We start from the raw sequence: 26,385 nt of genomic DNA, 5'->3' as shown, positions 1-26,385 counted from the left end.
TCATATCGACATCAAATAAGCCACAACAAAATAATCGACGGATGAATGCTCAACCAGAGCCCTTCATCCGTCGATTTTATATCACTAAGTTATATTGCTGAAACCAGGCTTTTCGTTGTGATTTCTACACCCGTTCACCGCGCCGTTTCCAGCTCGCCGACGTCGAGGCGGTAGAGCTCACGGAAGCGTTCATTGGTGCGGTAGAGATCAGTGGGCGCACCCTGCATGGCGATCTTGCCGTTATCGAGGAAGATGACCTGATCGGATTGCTCTAGCCCCTGCAGATGGTGGGTGACCCAGAGCATCGTGCGGTCGCCGGCAGCGGAGAAGATCATCGACATCAGCTCACGTTCGGTGATCGGATCGAGGCCGATTGTCGGCTCGTCCAGCAAGATTACCGGGGTGTCCTTCAAGACGATACGAGCCAATGCGATACGCTGACGCTGGCCGCCGGAGAAGCGCTGCCCTGCCTCCGAAACGGAAGTGTCGATGCCGTCGGGAAGCACACGCACGGCTTCATCAAGCTGCACAGCCTTAAGCGCCGCCCACACGTCGTCGTCGGTGGCGTCAGGAGCGCCCAGACGCACGTTTTCAGCGATGGTGGAGTTGAAGAGGAAGGCCTGCTGGTTCAGATAACCGAAGATGCGTGGTCGTTCGTCCTGCAGCGCCGCCACGGGAATGCCGTTAATGGTGATGGTCCCTTTTTGCGGGATCAGGTCGCCGAGCAGCAACTGGAGAATCGTGGTCTTGCCTTCGCCGCTTGGGCCGAGCAGCGCAACCTTTTCGCCTGCCTTGATATGCAGGGTGAAGTCGTCGAGCAACGTTGGCTGGCCGGGGCCGTAGGCAAAGGTGACATGATTGAAATCAATACTTTCTATCGCTCCATCAAGCTTTTGCTGCGCAACAGGCGCCTGCTGACGCGCCTCGACACGGTTGGTCAGGTCGTTCAGGTGTCCGAGCGAATCGCTGTAGAGCGGCACTTCTGCGGCCGCCTGCGCCACGTTGATGAAGCAATCGACCAGCGGGAAGACCGCGAGCACGATGGAGGCGGACCAGTCGGCGATGGACTTGGAACCGGTCATCGTGAGCCCCGCCCCCACCATCAGACCGATGGCGATGACGCCGAAAACGAGCTGGATGGCGAAGTTGCGCCAACGCTCGAAAGTTTTCTGCTGGTCCTTACTCTCCTGGATGCGGCGGTATTCATCGGCCCCGATGGAGACGAAATCCTTGTCTTTGTGGGTGATGACCCAGTCGCTCAGGCCGAGGTAGCTCTCGGTGACCTTGGTGTATTCCTGCGCCTGCTGCTGCTTTTCCAACGCGAAGTGGCCGGTCGAGAAGCTCAGCGAGACCAGCGGGATGAGAATCAGCACCAGCGCCAGCATCAGGAAGAGCAACAACGAGGAGGTCCAGGAAAAGACGCCCATGGCGATAGTGACGATAATCCAAAGGATATAGGCCACCACGGTCGGGAAAATGGTGCGCAGGTAGAAGTTCTCGAGGTGGTCGAGATCGACCGCCAAAAGGCTCAGCACGCTGCCGGTACGCTCATGCTCATTCAAGAAGGCTGCGTCCTTGGAAAGGGTGCGGTAAAGCTGCACGCGCAGCTTGGAGATGACGTGGAGCACCCAGTCATGGCTTTTGAGCTGTTCAACGTATTTGAACACAGGCCGGCCGATGCCGAAAGCGCGCGTGAGCACGATGGGCACGTAGACCATGAGGATGTTATAGGGCATACGCGCCGAGCGATTGATGAGGTAGCCTGCAGTGAACATCAAGGCGGCGGCGCAGACGAAGGTCATGGAGCCGAGGAAGAAGATCAAAGCGAGTGTACGCTTGTTTTCCTTTAAATATGGCCAGAACCAGTGGTCGTTGTCCCAAATCTTAAGATAGTCGCGCAGTTTCGGTTTGCTCTGCATTGATGATGAAGACGAAACAGCAGCGGATTCGTTCTTGCCATCCCGGTCGTTCAGTCCGTTCACGCCTTTTACGCCGGTCGAGACCGCCGAATTACCGCCGTTATTGATATTCGTTGGGTTCATGGTTGCCTTGGATACGTTCGCGTTCAGATTGCTTGGTGATTCAGTCGAGGTATTGGTCAATCTGGTTACCTCCCATCTCACCGATGAGGTAGTCCAACGGACCGCCCGCGCCAATCAGTTCCTTGGGCGCACCGGATTCCACCACCCGGCCTTCGTCGAGCACGAGCACCTGGTCGACGTTCGCCAGCCAGTGCAGACGGTGCGTGGCAAGGATGACCAGATGGTTTTCCATGATCGGCAGCAGCGTCTTTTTGAGGTCGTATTCGGTTTCGATATCGAGGTGCGCGGTCGGTTCATCGAAAAGCAGCACTTCACGGGACTTGTCGAGTAGGACTCGGGCAAGTGCGATGCGCTGTGCTTGTCCGCCACTGATGCCGCGGTTGCCCTCCCCTATCAGCGTGTCAAGCCCATCAGCCAGTTCCGTCAACCATTCGTCGAGTCCGGCTTCGTGGGCAGCGGCTTTGACGTCTTCATCGTTGGCGTCCGTGACATAGAAACGGATGTTGTCGGCGATGGAACCGCTGAAAATGTATGGGGTCTGCGGAATGTAGCTGATATGGCGCTGCCAAGCCTCGACGTTGAAACTAGCGAGTTTGTGACCGTCAAGTTTGATGGAACCAGCGTGCGGGATGTTGAAGCCCGCGAGCAGATTGACCAATGTCGACTTGCCGGCCCCTGATTTGCCGATGACGGCGATTTTGCCGTAGCCCTTGAAGTCCATCGAAATATGATGCAAGGCATCAGGTTGGGCTGGGGTTTGAGCCGCGACGGCTTTGCTGTCGGCTTCGGTTTTAGCAGCTTTAGCGCTCTTCTTTCCATGCCCACGCCGCCTCTTGGCTTTAGAACCGGCCTCGGCAGTGCGTTTAGCCTTATTATCGTCCTCGCCCTCACGCTGTTGTTCCACCGCGTTCATGGCCACATTATGACTTGCCATGGCTTGGCTTTCGTCCTCACCCGCCGGTCTGCTCCCGGCCGGGTAAGCAAAGTCGACATCTTCGAGCTTGAGCTCGCTATCGGCCTTCCAACCGTCCCACTTGGTCTCGGTATCCTCAGGTGTTTCAGGGCTGTCGATGAAGCTCATGATGTCATGCAAAGCGTTCTTACCGTCGAGCGTGGCATGGTAGTTGTCGCCGAACTGGCGCACGGGCAGGAAGTAATCAGGGGCCATGATCAGCGCGAACATGGCCGGGAACAGCGGCATCGTGCCGTTAACCAGTCGCAGGCCGAGGAATACGGCCATAATGGCGATACCCAGCGTCGTAAACCAATCCAACGCGAAAGTGGAGGTCATGGCGACTTTGAGCACGTCGATGGTGCGTTTGCGGAAGCGTTCGCTGACGCTGTAAATCTCGCCTTCGTATTCCTTGTCGATGCCGAGCATCTTCAAGGTCGGCAGGCCCAGAATGCTGTCGACGAATTTGGTATTGAGAATATTGAACTGGGCGTATTGCTTGTTGGAACGGTCACGTGCGGCAAGTCCCAGAATAACCATAAAGAAAATGATGAGCGGGTACATCAGCAGAAGAATCAGCCCGCTGACCCAGTCCTGCCACCACACACCCACGAGGATGACCAGTGAAATGATCATCATGTCGGTCATTTTCGGCAGGAGGATTTCGATATAGCTTTTGACCTGGTCGAGTCCGTCAATCAGCATCGTCACCGTAGAGCCGGTGCCGCGCGAGGCCAGTGCCTGCGGACCCAAACGAAAGATCTTTTCCTGCAGTTGCGGACGAATCTGGCCGGCCACGTATTTGCCGTATTTACTTGAGATTCGCTGCTTGGCCACATCGCAGAGGTGACGAGCTGCGTAGAAAATAAGGAATTCGATGACCGGTCCAACCAACGTAGAGACGGCATGCTGCTTCCAGATCTCCACCAGCCCTCGGGCCAAGCCGTGTGCCTGCCCGACGATGCACAGCGCCTGAAGCAGCGAAAGCAAGGCGAGAAGCCCCATGCGTTGCCGCACCCCGTCGAACCTGAATAGACTTTTATCGATCACGGCCAGTCCCAACTATTAACGGATACTTTAAAACGGATAATTTTTTAGACAAAGAAAACCCGATGCTTTCCGCCGCACCAGTGAATATTATTGCACATTCACTGGTGCACGGAAAGGACATCGGGCCTTGATTTCATTGTTCAATCATCAAAGACGAACTTTCGTTCGTTATTGGGCCAAAGCCGCCTTGATGGCTTCCGGCGTATTGTCTGTGAGCAGACGCTTCCTCTGGATGAAGTAGGACCAGATGAAGTAGATCAGGACAATCGGCAGCAAGCAGCAAAGCACGATGGTCATGATTTCCAGCGTGTACTGCGAAGCTGAAGCCGCATTCACAGCGATGCTCTTGGCCGGATCGGTCGCGATCATCACGTTCGGGAAAAGCCCGTTGAAGATGAAGGCGATGATGCCGGCAAGGGTGACGCCCGAGGAAATGAAGGCGAAACCGCCACGCTTCTTGTAGGCTGCGATATGCCCGCAGATCGTCGCGGCCAGGATGACCACGGTGATCAGAAGTGTCGACTTGGTGCGACGCTGATAGAAATCAGTGAAAATGAACGCCAGGATGACGAAGATCACAAGGGCCGGGTAAGCGATCCAGTAGACCTTCTTGGAGGTGTTGAGCATCCTCTCGGACGTCTTCTCGTCGAGCTTGAGGCTCAGGAAGTGAAGACCGTGCAGGAAGCTGAAGAACACTACAGCTACACCGCCGACGATGGAGAGCAGGTTGACCACGTCGAAGAAACCGGCATGAACGTTGCCCTGGGCATCCATCGGAACGCCCTGGATGACGCTGGTGAGCATCATGCCCAGGCCGAACGGCGCGATGACGCTGCCGGCGAAGTTGGCCCACTGCCAGACGCTGCGTTCACGATCGGTGACCGAGTGTGCGGCGAACTCGAAGGAGACGCCACGCAGAATGAGGCCGACAAGCACGATGAAGAGCAGCAGGTAGTAGCCGGAGAAGAGGCTTGCATACCACAGCGGGAAGGACGCGAACATCGCGCCGCCGCCGGTGATGAGCCAGACCTCGTTACCGTCCCAGTGGGGGCCGACCGCACGCATGTAGAGCGCACGTTCGTCGCCGTTGTGCGCGAGCACACGGGTGGCCATGCCGACACCGAAATCGATGCCGTCAAGGAAGAGGAAGATGGCGAATACCAATGCAATCACAAAGAACCACAGCAGCTGCAGCAGGTTGTTGCCATCGATCAATTGCTGAGAAAGGAAATGAGTCATGCCAACGCCACCTTTCTATTGGCTGCGTGGGCACCGACATGCGCTGCCTTCGGAGCAGTCTTGGTATCAGCACCTTCCGTTTCCGGCTCCGGACCTTGCCAAAGCACACGGCGGGAGTAGAAGATCATCACGCCGCCCATGAGGCAGAAGAGCAGGAAGTACACGATATTGGTGAACAGCAGGCTTGGCACGGTTGCCGTCGGCGAGACGGCATCGGCGATGGTCTGCAGGCCATAGACGATCCACGGATAGCGACCGAGCTCGGTGATGAGCCAGCCACCGGTGGTACCGATGAACGGCAGATAGGTGCAGATACCCAGAATCCAAAGCTTCCAGCGGCTGTCGGCCAAGGTGTTCTTGGACTTGCGGGTGAACCAGAGCGTGCAGATTGCGAGAATCAGCACGGCGAAACCGACGGCGGCCATGAAGCGGAAGCTCCAGAACAGCACGTTGGTGGGCACATAGTAATCGGAAATCTCAGGATGGGCGATGCCATTCTTGATGATCTTGCCGCCTTCACCCTTGAACTGCTCGTTCAAAGTGTTCATGCCTTGGATGGTTCCACCGTAAAGCTTGTGGAACGCAAGCAGGGAGAGCATGCCGGGAATCTCGATACCGGCGGACTTGTGTGCGCCTTCGTTGATGAGGCCGACGACCATCCATGGCGCCGGGCTCTTGAGGTCCTCGTAAATGCCTTCGGTAGCAGCGAACTTCATCGGCTGATCCTTGATGATCTCGAGGGTCTGCAGATCGCCGGTGATGATGACGAGAATGGAGCCGATCAGCGCGATGATGGCGCCGACACGAATCGAACGGGTGAAGAAGGCCCTGTCCGCATTCTTGTGCATGAAGCCGAAAGCGCTCATGCCCACAACGACCATGCCGCCAAGCATCAATGCGCCGGTGGCGACGTGCGGGAATTCACGCCAAAGCTGGGGATTGCCGATAACCGCGGCGAAATTCGTCATTTCGGCGTGGCCGGTCTTCTTGTTGATGCCATAGCCAACGGGGTTCTGCATGAAGCTGTTCGCAGCGAGAATCCAAATGGCGGAGCACGTGGAGCCGAACCAGGTCAGCCAGATGAAGACGACGTGCAGGCCCGGCTTGAAGCGGTTCCAAGTGAACATCCAGACACCGATGAAGGTGGACTCCATGAAGAACGCCAAAAGGGCCTCAATGGCCAGCGGCGCTCCGAAGATGTCGCCCATGAAACGCGAGTAGTTCGACCAGTTCATACCGAACTGGAATTCCTGAATGATGCCGGTCACTACGCCAACAGCGAAGCCAAGAAGGAAAATCTTCCCCCAGAACATCGCCATACGCTTATAAATGTATTTCCTCTTCACTACGTATATCGTTTCCATAACGGCCACGGTAAACGCCAGGCCAATGGATAACGGTACGAAGAAGAAGTGGAAGACCGTCGTCATCGCGAACTGGAATCGCGATAACCCTAAAACAGTCATTTTATTCCTTTCTTCCCAACTATTCCTTGCTTATAAAGGCGTGGAATTAATCGCTTTCTAGCATAGTACGAATGTTGCCCAATTCCAACACCGCACGGTCTGCGATGAACTTTTTGGCGACGCTGGCAATCCATCCCTTCAGATTCCAGTGGCCAAACATGTCAATCGATGCAATCCCCGCTTTCGGCCCCAGCGAGCAAACCGTGCCGAGCGCTTTGAAGACGAACTTCTTGGTGGGTTGCCCGTTCATCAGTGCGACAAGGTTTTCCGCCACACAGTCGGCCTGGGCGATGGAAATCTGAGCAGTGGTCGGATAAAGACGGCCATTTTCCGGGTTCGGTACGCCGGAAACGTCTCCGATGAGGAACTGGTTGGGCTGACCGGCGACTCGCAGGTCGTCGGCGACGACCACACGGTTACGCTTCTGGTCGTAACCGGAGTCGGCGATCACATGGCTGCCGTGCACGCCGGTGGTCCAGATGATGGTGTTGGCCGGGAATTCCTGGTCATTGCTCATCACGGAGTTCGGCCTGACCTCGGTGATCGGAGTGGAGACGTGGAAGGTCACTCCCCTCTTCTCGAGATACCGGACTGCCCACTGGGCAAGATTCTGGTTGAACATGCCGAGAATCTTAGGTCCGGCCTCGATGCAGTCGATCTTGACCTGATTGCGCGGGAAACCATACTTCTTGGCAAGCTTGGGCATGCGGTAGACGATTTCGCCCAGGTATTCGATGCTGGTGAAGCCGGCGCCGCACACGATGATGCGCAGGTCGTTGGGGTCGTGACTCCTCTTGTAACGCTTGAGCGTGTTTTCAAGATGGGTGCGTGCCGCCAGCGCGGTGTCGATATCGATCAACGGCCAGCCGTTCTCACTGGCGCCGGGGATGCCGAAGGTCTCGGATTCGAAGCCCAACGCGTTGACCAGATAATCGTATTGAATCGGGGCATTGTTCTTCAGCACGACGATTTTGGCGTTCTGATCGACGCGGATGACCTCGTCGATGAGTACTTGAACGTTTTTCTTTTTGGCGAATGTATTCGCAATGTCAAAGGTAATATCTGCCGGTTCTTTCGTTCCGGCGGCCACCTCGTGCAGCTCGGTGGTCTGGTAATGGTACGGATTCTTGTTGATGAGTACGATTTGGGCGTCGACATTCATACCGGCTAATTTCTTAACCGTACGCATGCCGGCGTAACCCGCGCCAAGAACTACGATTCTCTTCATTCCAATCACTTTTCCTTATAGCTTAAACACGAACGATGGCTTCAAAAAAGACAGGCGCCATCACTGCCAACACCTTCCAACAATATATGGCAAGCTGAACAAAAAACGATTAAAACTAAGCAAAAAACCGAGGAGAACCGAAATTCTGATTCTTTTATGGCATATCTCACGTAAGGGACCGTTCTTCCCGTCCTAAAGCCGAAAAGCCGAGGGATCGCGGCTAAGCATCAAACGGCGACGAGACAAAAGTCGAATAAACATCAATCGATAATTATAAGCAAATTATAATGAGGACGCATCCGGAAGATTGGCACCTCCAAATACGCCCCCAAGACTTTGAATAATTCCAGGGTCCCGCTACTCCTTCATAATCCCGGAGACGTCCGTCAGCTCGGTGACGGAACGGTCGGCCACGGCCTTCTTCGCCACCGACGCCTTCGCGCCTTTGAGCTTCCAATGGCCGCCCATATCGACTTCGGCGATGCCCGTCTTGGGTCCAAGCGAGCAGAGGGTGCCAAGGGACTTGAAGACGAACTTCTTCGGATCCTTGCCTTGAATGCGGGCGACGATATTGTCCGCGGCGGTGTCGGCCTCAGCGATGGAAATCTGCGCCGTGGTCGGGTAAAGGCGCCCGTTGGCGGGATTAGGGACGGCGGAAACGTCGCCGACAAGGAACTCCTCAGGATGGCCTTTCACCGACAGATCATCCTGAACCACCACGCGGTTGCGCTTCTGGTCATAACCCGAGTCGGCGATCACGCTGCTGCCACGCACGCCGGTGGTCCATATGATGGTGTTCGCCGGGAAGGCGGTGTCGTTGCTCATCACGGCGTTCGGCTTGACCTCGGTGATCGGCGTACCGGCATGGAAAGTGACGCCATGGTCTTCGAGGTACTTCACACCCCAATCCGCCAGTTTCGGATCGAACATCGGCAGAATCTTCGGAGTGGCTTCGATGCAGTCGATCTTCACTTTGTCGATCGGGAAGTCATATTCCTTGGCGAGGTCGGGCATGCGATAGACCAGCTCGCCCAGATACTCGATGGACGTGAAGCCGGCTCCGCAGACCACGATGTGCAGGTCGTTTTCGTCCTGGCTGGTCTTGTAGTTCTTCAACGTGTCTTCAAGATGCTTGCGCGCGGCCACGGCCGTGTCGATGTCGATCAGCGGCCAACCGTTCTCCTCGGCGCCTTTGATGCCGAACGTCTCGGACTCAAAACCCAGCGCATTGACGAGGTAATCGTAAGAAAGCGGTTCACCATTCTTAAGCTCCACCTTCTTGGCGTCCTGGTCGACTTTGGTGACCTCATCAATGACCACTTTGACTTTCGGATCCACGGCCTTGCGCACGTCGAACGTGATCTGATCAGGTTCCTTAGTTCCTGCGGCCACTTCATGCAGCTCAGTGGACTGGTAATGATACGGATTCTTGTTGACCAGGACGATGTCGGCTTCGACATTGGCTTTGGCCAGTTGCTTCGCGGCTCGCATACCGCCGTAACCCGCGCCAAGAATAACGATTGCAGTCATCACAAACCCCCTTCATTGGGAATTGTATAAAAGCGAATACCAATTCATCCTGTATTCGCACTTGCCTAATTACTTACAGTTTTAAAGTATCTTTTCCCGATAAGAAAAACGATTTAAATTGCAGAATCAGATACATTTATGCACGATTCGGCTACCCAATATGACATATTTCACAAAATATACCGAGCAGACACTTTCACAGGAAAGCGACAGCCGCAATCATATGGATTACTTGGTTTTGCATAGTAATACCATTTTGTTTCCTCGACCTTATATAAGGTACATACCAAGGTTGATTCGAAAGGAGACCGATGACTGCACTCTCGAACTCGAGTCCAGCGCGATGCTGAAAGAGCAACCAAAGAGACAGGCTGTAAGCAGAAATGGAAAGAGTAATCAAAAAACCGATAAAAATGATAATTAAGAAAACTTGGAAACCCCAGAAAAAGTACCCCCCAAGAGAGTCGAACTCTTGTTGTCAGATTGAAAGTCTGGTGTCCTAACCGTTAGACGAGGGGGGCTAACAACCTATTCAGTGTAAAATACGAACGCGATTACGGCAAGTCCCGGCGTGTTGTCAACCGTCACACAATTGCAATACTTTTGCTATCTGCGGTCTCAAGCGGCACGGTACGTGAAATCGTGAATCACGCGGCCAGCCGCCAAACCCTTCTTCTCGAAATTGGTGAGCACACGGCCCTCGTAGCGTTCTGATTCTTTGAAATCAGCGTGAGGCAGAGACGCGGCCTTGTCCGCCGTCCCCTTGCCGACGTGCTCGGTAGGCAGCGAAACGGTGAGGGTGCCGGCGTTGGCGAAATCGGGACGACCGTCCATCACTTCATGGACGTGCAGAGCGTAATCCTCGATGTCAGTGGCAAGCCTCCACACGTTCCCCGCGCCCAGCGCCTTACGGATATCCGTCGCGAGTGCCGGCTGGACGATGCGACGCTTGTGGTGACGCATTTTGGGCCAAGGGTCGGGGAAAAACGTCCACACTTCATCAGCCACACCCGGCTCGCAGACCTTGAAGAGCTCCGGGGCGTTGATCTGAGCGATACGAAGATTGGTCAATCCAAGCTTGCCGGCGCGTAGCATCGTGTGGGCGACGCCCGGGTCGTAGACTTCCACAGCAAGGAAATTGGTTTCGGGACGAGATTGCGCGGCAGCGATGATGTTCTCGCCCTGGCCCGTGCCGATTTCGACAACCAGCGGGTGGTCGTTGCCCCAGGCGTTACGCACGAAATCGCGGTCGAACACAAATCCCGGCCTCACGTCGAGCAGGCCCTCCCCCGCGTTGATGTCGAGCAGGAAATCGGGCGAATAGCGCTGCCGGGCCCGCTTGAGGCGGTCGTCGAGACGTCCCGTTCGACGGACGTATGAGAGCACGTGATGAATTCTTTTGTCGTTTTCCTGCACGAACCACTAGTTTAACGGAAGGCAGACCCCGTGACTTCGACGTGCGTGCGTAAGCTGTGTGCTTCCCTTCCACTCACATATCAGACTTTGACATTCGCATCGAAACAATCAATTCAATGACGCGAAAACGATAATAATTCCATATAATTCAACATATCTATAGACGTTGTCGAGCTTGGCCCAAGTAATGGCGACCTGTTCTGCAAATTCACCACGCGAGCGTAGACTGTTGGCTATGAACAACGACGATTTCAACGCAAACCCACCCACGCAGCCGGATCAGTTCAACTATCAATACGGCGACGCAGGCCAGCAGGCAAACCCGCAACCAACCCAGCCCCAGTTCCAAAATGCTGACATGAACCCGCAGATGCCCGATTATCAGGCATACGGCCAAGTGCCACCTGCCGTCCCCACGATGCCGCCTACCGGTCCGACGGGACCTGGCGCGGTGCCTCCGGTGACGCTGCAGGGCTACTATGCCCCGGCACCGGAGCAAAAATGGAACACCATGTGCATCGTCGGTTTCATACTTTCCTTCTTTATGCCGCTTATCGGGCTGGTACTTTCTGTGGTCGCGCTCATCCAGATCAACCACACCGGCGAGAAAAGCAAGCCCATGGCCATCGCCGGGCTCGTCATCGGCGCGATTTCAACAATCCTGAGCATCGTCCTCGTCATTGTCTTCTTTTCGGCGCTCGGCTATGCAGCTCACCATTTGGATACTGACGATTCCGATTGTTACGGTTCGGACTGCCAGTCCGATCCCTACGATGACGAGGGCGACGATCCCGACGATGATAACGAGAACACGGACTACGCTTATTATCTCTACGACTTTGCGCAAGAGGGCAACGTCGCGGACGTGACCGCCTTGTCAAACGCCGCTTGAATCCGCTTATGAATCAGAAATCGTTTATTGCAGCGGTTATTTTGCATTACAAGCGTCCGGCAATCCCGTATAAATCATTGGCATCATAGGCGACACGCTGAAACAGCTCCGGGGTTGCGTTTAGCCTGATTCTGAGTAATATTAACACTCGGCTGCTTGATGAAAGCAAGCCACGGCTCCGTAGCTCAGTTGGTTAGAGCGCCGCCCTGTCACGGCGGAGGTCACCAGTTCAAGTCTGGCCGGAGTCGCTCGAATGGTCTTAAGCCCGGTTCGCCGGGTTTTTGATTTATTCATGGCTCTGTAGCTCAGTTGGTAGAGCGAACGACTGAAAATCGTTAGGTCAGCGGATCGATGCCGCTCGGAGCCACCACTCAGGTCTCGAAACCAAGCAATCCCAAAGGTTTCGAGGCTTTTCCATTTCTCACCCACACACGGCAAGACGCCATTGCTTTGTCGATTGCGGGAATGAACTATCGTTAAGCATTACGCTCAAAGCAATTCTTGTTAGATAAATATTATCGTTTTATAATAGAAATGCATTTAAAAAGAAGCAATCAAGGAGGTGCTTATGTTCTGGCAGATTGTTACTAATCTCGCGAAGTGGGCGGCTGATTTCTTCACCTATTTCCCGATTCCGACGCTGTTCTGATATAAATTTCAGAAGCTGAAGAAAAACTTCTGGCATCCGATGTTCTCACCGGTTGCCAGAAGTTTTTTATTCTTTCATTCAACGCAGCGGAATTATAGCTGCCGTCGCTTGTCTACAGTCCGAACGAACAACCGCTCAGAGCTGTTTGGCCACCCAATCGACGATGTAGGGAGCGACACCGTCGATCTGGTCGATGGCGATTTCAAAATCTCTCGGGCCGCCGTACCAAGGGTCGACCAGGTCAATGTCACTTTCGTGGCCATGCGCAGGCTTGGGCAGGTTCGGATCAAAGCTGCGGTAAAGGTGCACTTCTGGCTTCTTGTCGGCCGGCAGCAGATGCAGCAGTCCCCTTTCATGCGAAGCCGTCATCGGCAGGAACAGATCGCTTTCGTCGATTTCCTCCGGAGTAATGCGGTGCGCAAAATGGTGTTTGGGAATCTCGTAGCCGCGCTGACGCAGCACACGCACGGCACGCGGGTCAATCGGATGGCTATGTTCCTCATCGCTGACGCCGCTGGACATCACGCGTACCTTGTCCCCCAGCCCGCGCTCCTCAAAGTTGGCGCGCAGGATGATTTCGGCCATCGGGGAACGGCAGATGTTGCCGGTGCAGACGGTCATGACGGTGTATGGATGATTTGACATAGCTGGACTGTCTTTCGTTTATCGGAGTCTGGATGACATTGCTACAGCCATCATAACGAATCGGCCGTAATAGAGCGTAATAGCAACGACGCAGACACAGCCGCAACGGCAGCCATATCTGCGTCAATGTTCAAAAATGATTTCACTAATTCTTGTGATAAGTGACGAAACGATACGCTTCGACGGCGCCTTCCGGCTTCCGGGGAGTCATCCACGGACCGTCATCCTGCAGGCTCCAGGCCCCATCACGCACCAATTCGTCCATGTCCGGCCCATACGTGTCCGCATTGAAACGGCCACGGATATAGGTGACATAGGCTTTGTTGGCAAAGGGCATAATGGAACGGAACAGCTGCGCTCCCCCGATCACCCAAATCTCGCTGCGGTCCAAGCCATCATCGGGAATGGCTTCCTGACGCGCGAAATCGAGTGCCGCGTCGATATCGTTGGCCGTGGTTGCCCCGGCGGCACGCCAGTTCGGGTCGTGAGAGACGACGATATTGTCGCGATTCGGCAACGGACGGTATTTCGGATCAAGCGAATCCCAGGTCTTGCGACCCATAATCACCGGATGCGAAACGGTCAGCTCCTTGAAACGCTTCATGTCTTCGGCAAGATGCCACGGCATCCCGCCCTTGAACCCCATCGCATCGGGACGGCCCTGCAAATCCTGCGCGCACGCCCAGATGAGATTGACCGAGAACGTCTTGACGACATCGTCTCCCCAGTCCTCGGTGACTTTTTGCCCGGCAAGTCCGGGCTCGGGTTCGTGATAGCCAGTTCGGCTACTGTCATGCTCCATTTCATGTACTCCTTGAATTAGGCAGTATTTCTAGTCTAACCAACGGCTCAGACGCAATTTCACGCGGATTGAAACGGGCTCAAACCCGGCCTTAATCATGCGTTTAACTGGGCCTTAGCTTGATCTCAGACATCTCGCGACCGAACCTGAATCCAGCCTCTTTAAAACCCGGCCTCTTGATCAGCCAATCTCGTCTCAGACAGCAACCGGCGCCTTGATGGCCGGATGATGCTGGTAATTGACAATCTTGAAGTCCTCGTACTGGTAGTCGAAAATGGAATCGGCCTTGCGAATCTCAATTTGCGGGTACGGGTAAGGCTCACGGCCAAGCTGGGTCAAGACCTGCTCGATGTGGTTATCGTAGACATGGCAATCGCCGCCGGTCCAGACAAACTCCCCTGGTTCAAGGCCAGTCTGCTGCGCCATCATCAACGTGAGCAGAGAATATGAGGCGATGTTAAACGGTACGCCGAGGAACATGTCGCAGGAACGCTGGTAGAGTTGGCAGGAGAGCTTGCCGTCGGCCACGTAGAACTGGAAGAGCGCATGGCAGGGCGGCAATGCCATCTGCTCGACCTCAGCCGGATTCCACGCGGTGACAATCATACGGCGGGAATCCGGATGAGTCTTGATAAGATTCAGCACATTGGAAATCTGGTCGATGGTGCGGTTGGGATCGTCCTTGGTCGGCGCCGGCCAACTGCGCCACTGTACGCCGTAAACCGGGCCCAGATCGCCGTTCTCGTCGGCCCACTCGTCCCAGATGTGTACGTTGTGCTCCTGCAGCCAGCGCACGTTGCTCGAGCCTTTAAGGAACCACAGCAGCTCGTAGGCGATGCCCTTGAAATAGACCGTTTTGGTGGTCAGCAACGGGAAGCCTTTGGAAAGGTCGAAGCGCATCTGGCGGCCGAACAATGAAATCGTGCCCGTGCCCGTACGATCGGTCTTGAGCGTCCCGTTGGCCAAAATGTCGCGTACCAAATCCTCGTACGGCATGGGAATATCGGTTACCGGACGCGCGGGAATCTTATGACGAATTTCTTCGAGCTGTTCTTGAGTCAACATAATTATTCATTCTAGCAACCAGTATCGGCCTTGTGCTTATAACAAAGTGACCATTTTCTTATGCAAACCTTGACACACCGCATTCATTTCACTGCCAGAAAATACAGGGATTCGGATGTATCCTTTTTGTCCACCAAGTTTCGTGCCGAAACACATGCGTATAACGACGGGGCTTGGGGTTAGATTGGTAGGGAAACGCCTCTGCGAAAACGAGGCACAACCGCGAGGAGGTAGCAATGGCAAAGAAACTGTGGGTGGAGCGCAACAAGGACGGTTCCTGGGACGCGTTCAGCGACGACGGCGCACACATCAAGTTCGGGCACGGCAAGGGCCTGTTCAACCCCGGTGACCTGATGAAGGTGGCACTGGCGGGCTGCGGCGCACTTTCCAGCCAAATGACCATCGAGAATTCGCTGGGCGAAGGCAAGGGCGCGAAGATCACCGTCGATGGCGATTACGACCGCGAGGCCGACGGCTACACCGCCTTCCGCGAGCAGGTGGTCGTTGACGCCCAAAGCGCCGGTATCCACGGCGAAGACGTCGAGAAGCTCAAAGACCGCGTCGAAAAGCACATCGAGAAGTCCTGCACCGTGATGCACACTTATGAGCGCGCCACGCCTGTGAGCATGGAAGTCAAGGTGCTCACCAAGTAAGTCCTATCGCTTACCGACAATCCCAATATAACGATATAAAAGGGTGGTGCCGATCTCCTCAATGGATGATCGGCACCACCCTTTTATATCGTTATGCGCTTATCGGCAATCGAACCGAAATCAGCCCTTGTGCTGCGGATCGATGGAAGACTCGATGGCTTCGGCTGCGGAGCTGTCGGCGGTCTTCACCGAAACCTGCTCGACACCTTCGATACCCTCGATGGCGCCGTCAGAGCGGGACTTCTCGGCTTCGACATACTTGCGCGGCACCACGTAAACCGGACCGGCCGCATGCTGGATGAGCCCCTGGCTGGTGGAGCCAACCAGAAGACCGGTGAACCCGCCCTTGCCACGGGAACCGACCACCACGATGTCGTGGTCATAGCTGGCCTTGGTCAGGGCGCTGACAGCGGATTCCGGAACGATGGTCTTGGTGATCTTAAGCTCCGGATGAGCTTTGCGGACCGGCGCAATCTGGGTCTCCAGGTCTTCCATATAGGAATCGTAAACACCATCCTCGTCGCTGACACCTTGCAGACCTGCCACCGCGTCGATGACGTCAAGTTCGGCGCCACGATCAGCGGAAAGGTCCGCCGCGATCTGCAACGCTTTCAAACCCCATGCGCTGGCGTCGATGCCGACGGCCACACGCTTGATGGTGTTGTTCAAATGCATGGTCTTGCCATCATCGTCGGTATAGGGAACGACGATAATCGGGCAATAGGCATAAGCCGGCAGCGACGAGCTGGTGGTTCCGAGCAGTCGCTCGGCCAGGCCGCCCTTGCCGCGGTTGCCAATGACAATGAGGTTGTAGTTGCGAGAAAGCTCGACGAAGACCGAAGAGGGGTCGCCGGTGACAATCAACGTCTGTGCCTCAACGCCCTGCTCGTCGGCAATGGCCTTGGCCTTGGAAAGAATCTCCTGCGCATCGATGTGTGCGGCGTTGTCGTCGCCCATCGAAGTGTATGTGGAATCAAACGAAACCGCAGCATAGCTCGGTAGCGAATACGCGCAGACGATCTGTAGCATCAACCCTGCGTGCTTGGCGTAGTTCGCCGCCCACCAAGTTGCCTTGTAGCTGGCTTGCGAACCATCCACACCTACCAGAATAGCCTTGTCGTTTACCATGACTACCTCCTTGACATACGTAACACCGCTCATAACGGCTCTACTCTTAGAATACCAGCCTTGACGCGGAGGAACCAATTATGCGCATATAAATAAACGCGCCCCCGAAGGAACGCGCTTTATTTTTAATATTAAACATTGCCGAAAACTACAGCAGCCTGCGAATGGAATACGCGCTGCCAAAGGCATAGCACAGAGGCGTATAAGCAGTACCCGCACCAGGATTCAACGCATTGACCACCATGCCATTGCCGACATAAATCGCCGCGTGTTCGGAATTGGCGAGAATATCGCCGGGCATCGCGTGGGCAATATCGGGCACTGCAGTGCCGACAGTAGCCTGTGCGCCGGAACCGTGCGGCAACGAAATACCCATATTGGCATAGAGATATTGAACCATTCCCGAGCAATCCCAACCGGCCGGTGTATTACCGCCGTACTTGTAAGGAACCACGCCAACGAATTGATTGGCGAAAGCCAGCAAGCTGGCAACAGACTGCCCATTGGGAGGCGTGATGTTGAAATTCTGCGGAGTTGCGGAAAGGGAATCTCTTGCTGCGGAACGTGAGGCGGCAGCTGCACTTGCAGCGGCGGCATCCGCACGTTGCTTGGCGGCAGCGGCGTCCTTTTCGGCCTGGGACTCGGTCTGCGGTACATCGAGGGATTCGATGCCTCCCCAGTTCGATTGGGCATCGACATCGGTGGACGTCGACTCCTTCAGGAGGTCTTTACGCACGGTATTGACCTTGCGGAAGGAACGGGAGGAAGTGACCGGGTCGTTGTCCTCGTTGGCAGCAAAGGCGGTTGGAGAGAATGCAATGACGGCTGAGGCGCTAAGTGCAAGCGCGGCCAAGGATGCACAGATCTTCGAAGCTTTCATCATGTAACTCAGGCTATCATGGAGCCACAACAAAATTGAGCGGCGAAGACCTCCCAAAACGTTGATTTTGGCCGGTAATTGCAATACTTTCGGAAGTCCAGATTCCCTGAATATCAAGCGAAATAGAGTCTGCCAGAATGCAGGCCCGAGAAAATACAACCTTCACAAATTTCAGTGAAAGCAAAAAGTAATAAAAAGAAACAAAAAGGAAACCACTGCCTCAGCATGGTCTGAGCGTCTTCGGCAGCCTACACAACCTCAGTAATGAATAATCTGATGTGCAGCAACCTGCGCGGCGGTGTATGTCTTCGAGAAGGTCTTGCCTTGGAACGCGGCGCCACACTCGGAAGTGGTGACGGAACCGTCGGAATTAATCTTCTCAATGATGGCGACGTGGCCATAAGACGGATCGGAACCGTCCTGACCGGGCGCAAAGACCATGATATCGCCAACGTGACGGGCCGAGCGATCGACCCAGTAACCCAAGGAACGCGCGGAATCGGCCCACTGAGCGCCGTTACCCATCTGGGAACCGGCAGGAAGCCCAAGCTGATGGCGGCGGACATAGACCCACCACGTGCACTGGCTGAACTCATAGTTGTTGCCGAAATCGCCGGTGGCATGGTTCGGGTTGAAGCCTGCGGGCAAAACCTTGTAATCCTGATCCATCAGACTTGCGATCTGCGGATTATTGGCAATTGATTTCGACATTGCAGAAACATCGAGCGAGGTGTTGGACTCCCCCAAGCTCCACGTGCCTTGCGTGCCGTTGGATTGCAACGGAATTCGGTCTTCAGAACGCGAAGCGGCATTGATCGGTTTGAGTGTGGAAGTAGTGGTGGCTTCTCCAGCTGCATCGAAAGTAGGTTTGGTGGGATTGCCTGCCATCGCAGCGGTGGCGGCGGCGCCGACCAACGCGGCCAACGAAGCAGAAACGACGACTGCATGGCGGCGGTTTTCGGACTCACGGGCCAAACGGATGGAACGACGAGTTTCAGGTGCGATTTCGTTGAGCTTGTCGACGACCTCAGGGGTCAAGCCGACAGTAGCGCCATTGGTGGCCTGGGCCTGCACCTGCCGCACCGCTTTAAGCGAATGCGTCCCCTTTGCAGGAGAAAAGAGTGAGGAGACGGCACTAGACCGTTTCGCTGCTCTCCGCGCTTTGTGCGCACCGTGAACCATAAACCAACTCCTTGCGGACAACATTTCAATAGAAAATGTCTAGATGAGCTTTACCGGTACAACAGCGTATCAATAAGACACCATAAAGCGCATCTGCCACTTCCTGTTTTCTGCTACCAGATTACTTTCACACCATGATTTTTTCGAAACACAATTCGATTACCGCTTTCCAAAAACCGCAGAATCCAGTCGGTCCATCGGCGTGTCACACTTCCTTCACAATATTTACGCTTATCAATACACCTATAAACGACGTTGCCGAGGCACGCTCAAACCTGCGTCGAAGCCATGATGAATGTGCCGACCTCACTATCCGAATCCAACTGCACACGGCCATCGTCAGCGGGCACGAAAACTGCCTCGCCTTGCCGCAAAACCTTGGATTCGTGCGAGCTGACCACCTTTACCGATCCTTCGAGGCACACCACGATTCGCGGGCCGAAATGCCGGTTGGTAAGCGAAACCTTGGTCATGAGCCGGCCGTAACGGCGAGAAAGCCGCTCCATCATCGGCCAGGGGCGCTGCTGTGTGCCGACACGGCCAAAACTGAGCATGAACTCGTCGATTTTCGGCCGGTAAATCACCCGGTTGCCGAACATTCCACCCCAGTCAGTCATCCAACTGACGCTCGGGTCGATGGGCGAAGACGGGCCGCAATCGAGGGTTTGCAGGAAGTCGGAAATATCCTTGTGCTTGACCGTCATACCAGCACGCAGTACGTTATCCGAATTGGTCATGATTTCCACGCCCGTGCCATGTAAATAGGCGTGCGGGGTACCGGCGGGAATGAAAACGGACTCGCCCTCCTGCAACGCAAGCGGATTCATCATCAGCAACGCGAGTACGCTGGGATCGCCCGGAAACGCCTTTTCGGCGGCGAGGGCATGGTGGAAAGCCAGCTGCGAGCGCTCGTCGGAAACCTCGGCAGCTGCATCCGCCAACGCCTCGCGTAAGCCGCTAACCGGTCCGGCGACAACGGCAGTGTGGAACGCACGGAAAATCCGCTTGTGCGACGGCTGCCAGACCGCAGAAGCTATAGGCATCATCGCATCAGCTTCGGCGAAATCGTCATTCCCAGGCTCCGAGGCCAAGGCATGCTGCGGGGTGCCGAACATACCATGCATTCCATGGACACCATGTATCACAGACATGCTATGCATTCCAGACATATCGTTATGTGATTGCGGTGTAAGTGCCTCCACCATGCGCCGGGCAAGCGGATGGTCCACCAACGTCAGGTTGGCAAGCATGAACGTCGGCGTCGCGAAACCGACGGATGCCTCGAACGGCTCCAGTGCGACAACCATCTCGTTTTTCGCCACCGCGTCCTTGAAGGAACGCTCGGGCGCGTCCATCGCTATGTGCTGCGCGTTTTCGGCGTTGAAACCGGCACGCGCCTGGAAATCGATGGGATGGACCTGCAGGGAAAGTGGGATACGCGCGGAAATGACTTTAAGAAGATACGGCAGAACCGGACCGAATTTATCGGAACAGCGAACGCCAAGCATGGCTTCGGGATCAGCGTGGATGAGGTCGGTCAGAGCCATGGAAATATTGGAATCATCGGACGTTTCGACGCTACGCACCCGTGAATTTCGCAGCCTTGCCAGCGCCTTGTTTCGTTTGTGCCGCTTCTCCTGCGAGAGCTCTTCCAAGGCTTCCTGCGCATTGAGATCCACCCGCGAAGGCCACTGTGCATGACCGCTGAACCACATTTCGGCCAACGGACTATCGCCGGTTTCCGCTTGGATTTGAGGTTGCCGTTGAGACTGCTGAGTTTCGCCTACGAACGGCTTACGCTCGCCTCGAGATACCTGATTCTCGCTATCGGCAGACAAAGGCGCACCCTGCATCGGCAGTTTCGAGGCCAGCCGGGAAGCAAACATCGCCTGTAAATGGGTATAGGAGCCCCAGGCATACCGCTTGATGACCGGGTGAATCGAATACACGTGCAAGGCTCCTCGTACTGACGTTTCCTCTATGCTCTCATGGCTCTCATACCGATTTGCATACACAATCAGCGTATAGCCAACTTAAGGTTAACCCCCGATACTAAAATTGGGTGCATGAAGTTTGCCCCGATTTTCAACCCCGACGTCTGTAAGCCCGCGCCGAAGCCCGTTCAGGTCGATTTGCGCAAGACGTTCCTGATTATCACAAGCTGGTGGGTTATCGCCCTCGTGGTCAGCGTGATTTTACTCGCATGCGGATTCCACGTCATCGAGGCGATCATTCTGTGCTCGTCGGGCGTCCTCATCGGCGTGCTGATGTTGATTTGGGAGCATTTCGACCGCTGGGATTATCGCAGGCTTGGCGCGAACTGAAGCCAACGGAACACCTTTATATCCCTATCCCTTCCCCTACTGAACTTTCCGCCAATCCCAATAATTCTTTATCCGACAACATATCATTCATCATTACTTAGCAATAATTAAAACTACGAACGCATAACCGGCGTATCCAACCACTACGAAAGAAGCTTATATGCGCGTCATCTACAACGAAGAACTCAAGGCGGTCGCCGACGATCTGGAAAGCATGGCCAACGGGGTCTGCGCCGCAATGCACGGGGCCGGAAAAGCGCTGATGGACGGCGATATGGACGCCGCCAAATCCGTGATTGACGGCGATGCAGCCATTGATGCGCTGGAAAAGCAGATTCTCGACCAGTGCGTGAAGCTTTTGGCCCAGCAGAGCCCTGTGGCTACTGACCTGCGTGTGGTTGTCGCTACGCTGCGGCTGGCCTCCACCATCGAGCGCATGGGTGACCTGGCACAGCATATCGCGCAAACCGCGCATCGGGCCTACCCTGCTTCGGCGCTGCCAGACGATGAGAAGACGCGGCACATTTTCACGTTGATGCGCAATCTGCTTGACATCACCGCAGACCGGCTGCCGGAAATGCTTGCCGACCGCGACACGACGCTCGCCCAGCAGGTGATCGCCGACGACAACAAGCTCGACGAGCTGCATCAGGAATCCTTCGAACTCGTGCTCGACGACTCGTGGAAGGGTACGAAGCAGCAGCTCATCGACGTGGTACTGACCGCACGTTTCATGGAGCGGCTCGGCGACCACGCCGTCTCCACCGCCCGTCAGGTGGTCTATATCGTTTCCGGCTTCGACCCCAGCAAGGAGCCTCAGGACCTCGACGAGGACTGAAAACAACAAATTCCGCAATCGGGGTAAAGACTGAAATTCCAGTCGTTTCCGCTTGGATATAGTAAAAAGGCGAATCGCAATATCTATGCGATTCGCCTTTTGCTTGTTAAAAGTAAAGTCGAAACTTACTTCTTGGCCTGACCCTGTGCAGCCACGGCAGCAGCGCCGGCAGCAGCAGCTTCAGGATCGAGATACTCGCCACGAGGCTTGATCGGCTTCATGTTCTCGTCAAGCTCATAGACCAGCGGGATGGCGGTCGGAATGTTGACCTTGGAGATTTCCTCTTCGCTCAAGCCGTCAAGCATCTTGACGATGGCGCGCAGGGAGTTGCCGTGCGCGGCGATAAGAACGGTCTTGCCACTCTTGAGCTCAGGGACGATTTCGGATTCCCAGTACGGGGTCACGCGGGTGACGACGTTGGCCAGGGCCTCGGTCTCAGGAACCGGATCGCCGGCGTAACGCGGGTCGCTGTTCTGCGAGAACTCGTCGCTCGGATCGATCTCTGGCGGCGGGGTGCCGTAGGAACGACGCCAAATCATGAACTTCTCGTCGCCGTACTTCTCGCGGATTTCGGACTTGTTCTTGCCTTGCAGCGCGCCGTAATGACGCTCGTTAAGCCTCCAGCTGCGCTTAACTGGAATCCAGAGGCGATCGGCCTCGTCCAGTGCGTAGTTGGCGGTGTTGATCGCGCGACGCAACAGTGAAGTGAAGACGATGTCGGGAAGGACGTTCTTCTCTTTAAGCAGCTGGCCACCGTGCTTGGCTTCCTCGACGCCCTGCTCGGTGAGCGGAACATCGACCCAGCCGGTGAACTGGTTTGTTTTATTCCATGCGCTCTGGCCGTGCCGGAGCAATACTAATTTATAAGACATAGTTCAATGGTAGGCGATGAATGGGACGGTATGGCGACAAAATTGTTAGCGTTAACAGTACTGTTTGCCGCGCACGCTCAAATCCCCTGTGAACCTATTGCCACACCGAAGCCATACCGATGACACTTTAGAGAGTCAGGGCGATCTCCACAACGATGAAAACGATTGAGAACAGCAGAACCGTCATGCTGCACATCGGCAGGGCCTTGACAAAGTTGCCAGCGTTGACACTCTTGACCAAGCCCATCGCCGCCTTGATACAGACCAGCGCAAAGAGGATGGCAAGGACCGCGAGAACGACGCCGCCGACGCTGAAGTGACGGAAGAGCATGACCAGCGGAACAAAAGCACCGACGACCGTGACCACCAGAGGCACCAGATAGGTGACAAACAGGACGGTCTGCGCGTTTTTCTGGCCGAGACGCACGCCCAAGGTCATCTTGCCGCTGACTTTGTCTTCTTCGACGTCACGGAGGTTGTTGACCATAAGTATGGCGCAGGAGAAGAGGCCACAGAGCACGGCGCCCAGGACACCTTCGGCGTTGACACGCCCAGTGAGCACGTATTGGGTGCCGAGCACCGCGACCAGGCCGAAGAAGATGAAGACGCCGACTTCGCCAAAACCTGCGTAACCGTAGGGATGTTTGCCGCCGACGTAGAACCAGCCGGCGAGCAGACAAAGCACGCCGAGGGCGATGAGCCACCAGTGGCCGGTGATAATGGTGAGCGCAAGGCCCGCAACGCAGGCGATAAAGGCGTTGACACCGGCTGCGGCGAGCACCTGACCGGGCTTCACTCGCCCGGAAACGGTGAGGCGCTGGGGTTTCGCGGTTTTGACTTCCGCATCACCTCGGCCCTCATCCGTACCACGGATGCCGTCGGAATAGTCATTGGAGAAATTCGCGGCGATCTGGATGAAAAACGCGACAACGACGCAAAGAACGGCCAGCCCGACGAACTTTCCCCACGGCATGCCGGGGGCCAGGGCGCTGAAACCGCTCGGCTCGGCCACGCAGCTTTCTACCGCTTTTGCAGGTGCCCCGCAACTCGCCGGCTGCGATTTCAGCAGACGATAGCCCGCGGCGACGCCGACCAGTACCGGCGCGATGGACGCAGGCAACGTCTTCGGACGCAACCCATTGACCCACAAACCCAAGTTCTTCAATGCAACCAACTTCCTTAAAGGAAAACCGGCGTTTCTATTGCGACGGCACAATTGTTTTGAATCAGTAAAAATGATAGCAGAATTTGACTACATTACCTTTTGCGCAAACGTTGCCGACCTGTTATAAGGCTAATTACTTGTTCACATCAAACGATGGATTAAACAGACATTATCAAGCCGACATCACTTGACATTTAACCATCATTCGTCCGTTGCTTGGCCATATTGTGAGAAAAGCAGACAGTTACTGCGCAAAACTGCTCGATTGGGCTGGTTTGGCCTGCATCTGTCTGCTTTTTAATCTGACTCAGATTTCCCGAACTTTGGCGTATTTCGGTCTACTTCAATTAGCTTTCGGTGGCTTCTGTCCGCTTTTTATCGTCCGGTTTTTAGTTCAGCGGCTTGACCAGCGGGAAGGTGATGGTCTCGCGGATCGTGGCACCCGTGAGGGCGATCAGCAGGCGGTCGATGCCCATGCCCATGCCACCAGCCGGCGGCATACCGACGCCAAGCGCCTCGAGGAAGTCCTCATCGATGTCCATCGCCTCGACGTCGCCCGCGAGCGCGTCCTTGGCCTGGTCGACCAAACGCTGACGCTGGACCACCGGATCGTTGAGCTCGGAATAGCCGGTCGCCAGCTCGAAGCCGCGCACATAGAGGTCCCACTTCTCCACGACGCCCTTCTTGGAGCGGTGGGCCTTGACCAGCGGGCTCGTCTCGACCGGGAAGTCGCGCACGAAGGTCGGGACCTCGGCACCCAGGCCGGCTTCATAGAAGTGCTCCCAAAGATGCTCGACCAACTTGCCATGGTTCTCGACCTCGTCGCGCTCGACACCAAGCTTGTCGGCGATAGCGCCCAGGTGTTCCACGGACGTTTCCGGCGTGATCTCCTCGCCCAGCGACTCGGAAAGCGACTCGTACATGGAAATCTCTTTCCATTCACCGCCGAAGTCGTATTCGCTGCCGTCGAGCAGGGTGACCTTGGTGGAGCCGAACGCATCGATGGCGGACTGCTGGATGAGCTTCTTCGTGAGGGCCGCGATGGTGTCATAGTTGCCATAGGCCTGATAGGCTTCAAGCATAGTGAATTCGGGTGCGTGCGTGCCGTCGACGCCCTCGTTGCGGAAGTCACGGTTGATCTCGAAAACGCGCTCGATGCCGCCGACCAGGCAACGCTTGAGGAAGAGTTCCGGCGCGATACGCAGGTAAAGATCGATGTCGAAGGCATTCATATGGGTGATGAACGGACGGGCGGCCGCTCCCCCGTGCACCGTCTGCAGCATCGGGGTCTCGACCTCAAGGAAGTCGTCCTTGGCAAACGTATTACGCAAAGAGGTGACGACCTTGGAACGTTTGCGGACCATGTCGCGAATCTTCTCGTCGGCGATCATGGCGATATACGGCTTGCGCGTACGGGTATCCTCCGTAAGCTCCTTGTGCAACGCCGGAAGCGGTTGCAACGCCTTGGCGGCAATTTTCCACTCGCTGGCGAAAACGGAAAGCTCGCCGGTCTTGGACGCAATCACGCGGCCCTTGAGATAAAGATGATCGCCCAAATCGACAAACTGTTTGAACGCCTTCAGCGAATCCGCGCCGATCTCCTTCTTGGAAATCATGCCCTGGATCTTGGTGCCGTCGCCCGCCGCAAGCTGCACGAAGCAGAGACCGCCGCCGTTGCGCAGGAAGAGCACACGACCGGCGATGGAGACCACATCCTGGGTCTCGTCACCCGCTGCCAACTTGCCATCGTACTTGGCACGGACCTGCGGAATCGTGTCGCTGACCTCAACCACAACCGGGTAGGGCGCGACGCCGTCTTTGAGCATCTGGGCGCGCTTGGCCACGCGCATCTGCACCTGTTCGGGCTGACCTTCAGGACCGAATTCCTTGTTGGTCGGGTCGATGGACTCGTCGAAGGACTTGCCTTCGTTGATGTTTTCCGCGATGGCCTCGTCCTGCTTGAGGCGCAGCTCCGCACGCTCGACAGTGGACATTACCGGGGCTTGTGCCTCTTCTTCGTTCCGGTTTTCGCCGGTTTCATTCGTTTCGCTCATAATTCCCGAGTGTACCGAGCAGCCGATACACACGATTCAAACATCCCCATGCTGGTAAACGTCATCTTATTACGATTGAAATGCCGTTTACCAGCATCAACACATATAATTCAAGTTTTGCTGCATGTAAACCGCATATACCACCCTGCTAAATGCCGTTTACCAGCACCAACACAAGCAATCACACTTTAGTGCATACAAACTGCACGCAATCCCCAGTGAGATGCTGTTTTACAGCACTACTATGCGAACTTTTTTACAAAAACATAGGTGAACAGATCAAAGATGACGACAAACCGACGTATCACACAAA

At 55.5% G+C, this 26,385-nt stretch carries 20 protein-coding genes, 3 tRNA genes and 1 pseudogene; 6 read left to right on the top strand and 18 right to left on the bottom strand.

Going from position 1 to position 26,385, the window contains the following annotated elements; translation table 11 throughout:
* Positions 1–134 precede the first annotated feature (134 nt).
* From cydC to trmB, 8 genes and pseudogenes are all read right to left on the bottom strand, one after another.
* Entirely contained in the window at positions 135–2,042 is a 1,908-nt protein-coding gene (gene cydC, locus OZX62_RS02920) for a thiol reductant ABC exporter subunit CydC (RefSeq protein ID WP_277176520.1), read from the bottom strand.
* A 40-nt stretch (positions 2,043–2,082) separates the two neighbouring features.
* Positions 2,083–4,044 (bottom strand): ATP-binding cassette domain-containing protein, encoded by a 1,962-nt coding sequence (locus tag OZX62_RS02915; protein ID WP_277176519.1) that lies wholly within the window; start codon positions 4,042–4,044, stop codon positions 2,083–2,085.
* A gap of 168 nt (positions 4,045–4,212) precedes the next feature.
* On the bottom strand, positions 4,213–5,283 hold the full coding sequence (gene cydB, locus OZX62_RS02910) for a cytochrome d ubiquinol oxidase subunit II (protein WP_277176518.1): 1,071 nt from the start codon (positions 5,281–5,283) through the stop codon (positions 4,213–4,215).
* On the bottom strand, positions 5,280–6,749 hold the full coding sequence (locus OZX62_RS02905; protein WP_277176517.1) for a cytochrome ubiquinol oxidase subunit I: 1,470 nt from the start codon (positions 6,747–6,749) through the stop codon (positions 5,280–5,282). The genes cydB and OZX62_RS02905 overlap by 4 nt, the downstream gene beginning before the upstream one ends.
* Positions 6,750–6,795: 46 nt before the next feature.
* Positions 6,796–7,977 carry an NAD(P)/FAD-dependent oxidoreductase gene (locus OZX62_RS02900; RefSeq protein WP_277176516.1) on the bottom strand — a complete coding sequence of 394 codons (1,182 nt, stop codon included), beginning with the start codon at positions 7,975–7,977 and terminating at the stop codon, positions 6,796–6,798.
* A gap of 357 nt (positions 7,978–8,334) precedes the next feature.
* Positions 8,335–9,507 (bottom strand): NAD(P)/FAD-dependent oxidoreductase, encoded by a 1,173-nt coding sequence (locus OZX62_RS02895; protein ID WP_277176515.1) that lies wholly within the window; start codon positions 9,505–9,507, stop codon positions 8,335–8,337.
* Between the two features lie 449 nt (positions 9,508–9,956).
* A tRNA-Glu gene (locus OZX62_RS02890) sits at positions 9,957–10,028 on the bottom strand.
* A 97-nt stretch (positions 10,029–10,125) separates the two neighbouring features.
* Positions 10,126–10,902: pseudogene (gene trmB, locus OZX62_RS02885) on the bottom strand (tRNA (guanosine(46)-N7)-methyltransferase TrmB); the annotation flags it as partial.
* 256 nt (positions 10,903–11,158) lie between these two features.
* Here trmB and OZX62_RS02880 point away from each other — a divergent pair.
* From OZX62_RS02880 to OZX62_RS02870, 3 genes are all read left to right on the top strand, one after another.
* Positions 11,159–11,815, top strand: coding sequence for a DUF4190 domain-containing protein (locus tag OZX62_RS02880; RefSeq protein ID WP_277177007.1), 657 nt, complete (start codon positions 11,159–11,161; stop codon positions 11,813–11,815).
* A 174-nt stretch (positions 11,816–11,989) separates the two neighbouring features.
* Positions 11,990–12,063: transfer RNA gene (locus tag OZX62_RS02875), tRNA-Asp, on the top strand.
* A 46-nt stretch (positions 12,064–12,109) separates the two neighbouring features.
* Positions 12,110–12,185, top strand: a tRNA-Phe gene (locus OZX62_RS02870).
* A gap of 414 nt (positions 12,186–12,599) precedes the next feature.
* Here OZX62_RS02870 and OZX62_RS02865 read toward each other — a convergent pair.
* From OZX62_RS02865 to OZX62_RS02855, 3 genes are all read right to left on the bottom strand, one after another.
* Positions 12,600–13,109: a low molecular weight protein-tyrosine-phosphatase gene (locus OZX62_RS02865; protein ID WP_277176514.1), complete on the bottom strand. Its 510-nt coding sequence runs from the start codon at positions 13,107–13,109 to the stop codon at positions 12,600–12,602.
* Positions 13,110–13,254: 145 nt separating this feature from the next.
* On the bottom strand, positions 13,255–13,911 hold the full coding sequence (locus OZX62_RS02860; RefSeq protein WP_277176513.1) for a dihydrofolate reductase: 657 nt from the start codon (positions 13,909–13,911) through the stop codon (positions 13,255–13,257).
* Between the two features lie 195 nt (positions 13,912–14,106).
* Positions 14,107–14,907 (bottom strand): thymidylate synthase, encoded by an 801-nt coding sequence (locus tag OZX62_RS02855; RefSeq protein WP_277177006.1) that lies wholly within the window; start codon positions 14,905–14,907, stop codon positions 14,107–14,109.
* Positions 14,908–15,212: 305 nt separating this feature from the next.
* Here OZX62_RS02855 and OZX62_RS02850 point away from each other — a divergent pair, with 305 nt between their 5' ends.
* Positions 15,213–15,629: an OsmC family protein gene (locus OZX62_RS02850; protein WP_277143981.1), complete on the top strand. Its 417-nt coding sequence runs from the start codon at positions 15,213–15,215 to the stop codon at positions 15,627–15,629.
* Positions 15,630–15,749: 120 nt separating this feature from the next.
* On the opposite strand, the gene OZX62_RS02845 is transcribed toward OZX62_RS02850, so the two are convergent.
* The 4 genes from OZX62_RS02845 to manA all read right to left on the bottom strand — a co-directional run bounded on the left by OZX62_RS02845 (position 15,750) and on the right by manA (position 20,768).
* A complete protein-coding gene (locus tag OZX62_RS02845; protein ID WP_277176512.1) occupies positions 15,750–16,757 on the bottom strand; it encodes a universal stress protein in 1,008 nt (335 codons plus the stop codon).
* Between the two features lie 148 nt (positions 16,758–16,905).
* A complete protein-coding gene (locus tag OZX62_RS02840; RefSeq protein WP_277176511.1) occupies positions 16,906–17,640 on the bottom strand; it encodes a C40 family peptidase in 735 nt (244 codons plus the stop codon).
* Between the two features lie 255 nt (positions 17,641–17,895).
* Positions 17,896–18,819 (bottom strand): CHAP domain-containing protein, encoded by a 924-nt coding sequence (locus OZX62_RS02835; protein WP_277176510.1) that lies wholly within the window; start codon positions 18,817–18,819, stop codon positions 17,896–17,898.
* Positions 18,820–19,088: 269 nt separating this feature from the next.
* Positions 19,089–20,768, bottom strand: coding sequence for a mannose-6-phosphate isomerase, class I (gene manA, locus OZX62_RS02830; RefSeq protein ID WP_277176509.1), 1,680 nt, complete (start codon positions 20,766–20,768; stop codon positions 19,089–19,091).
* Positions 20,769–20,885: 117 nt separating this feature from the next.
* On the opposite strand from manA, the gene OZX62_RS02825 reads away from it, so the two are divergent.
* Together OZX62_RS02825 and phoU are read left to right on the top strand one after the other, a co-directional pair.
* Positions 20,886–21,143: a hypothetical protein gene (locus OZX62_RS02825; protein WP_277176508.1), complete on the top strand. Its 258-nt coding sequence runs from the start codon at positions 20,886–20,888 to the stop codon at positions 21,141–21,143.
* Positions 21,144–21,303: 160 nt separating this feature from the next.
* A complete protein-coding gene (gene phoU / locus OZX62_RS02820; protein WP_277176507.1) occupies positions 21,304–21,981 on the top strand; it encodes a phosphate signaling complex protein PhoU in 678 nt (225 codons plus the stop codon).
* 125 nt (positions 21,982–22,106) lie between these two features.
* Here the strand turns inward: phoU and OZX62_RS02815 are convergent, their stop codons facing one another.
* The 3 genes from OZX62_RS02815 to lysS all read right to left on the bottom strand — a co-directional run bounded on the left by OZX62_RS02815 (position 22,107) and on the right by lysS (position 26,072).
* Positions 22,107–22,853 carry a phosphoglyceromutase gene (locus OZX62_RS02815; protein WP_277158866.1) on the bottom strand — a complete coding sequence of 249 codons (747 nt, stop codon included), beginning with the start codon at positions 22,851–22,853 and terminating at the stop codon, positions 22,107–22,109.
* Between the two features lie 127 nt (positions 22,854–22,980).
* The gene (gene menA / locus OZX62_RS02810; RefSeq protein ID WP_277176506.1) at positions 22,981–24,018 is read right to left on the bottom strand and encodes a 1,4-dihydroxy-2-naphthoate octaprenyltransferase; all 1,038 of its coding nucleotides are present in this window, start codon (positions 24,016–24,018) and stop codon (positions 22,981–22,983) included.
* Positions 24,019–24,407: 389 nt separating this feature from the next.
* A complete protein-coding gene (gene lysS / locus OZX62_RS02805) occupies positions 24,408–26,072 on the bottom strand; it encodes a lysine--tRNA ligase (RefSeq protein ID WP_277176505.1) in 1,665 nt (554 codons plus the stop codon).
* Between the last annotated feature and the right edge of the window lie 313 nt (positions 26,073–26,385).

Origin of the sequence: Bifidobacterium sp. ESL0690, assembly GCF_029392315.1 — a bacterium.
Classification (GTDB): domain Bacteria; phylum Actinomycetota; class Actinomycetes; order Actinomycetales; family Bifidobacteriaceae; genus Bifidobacterium.
This window is presented reverse-complemented; position numbering and strand designations above follow the sequence as displayed.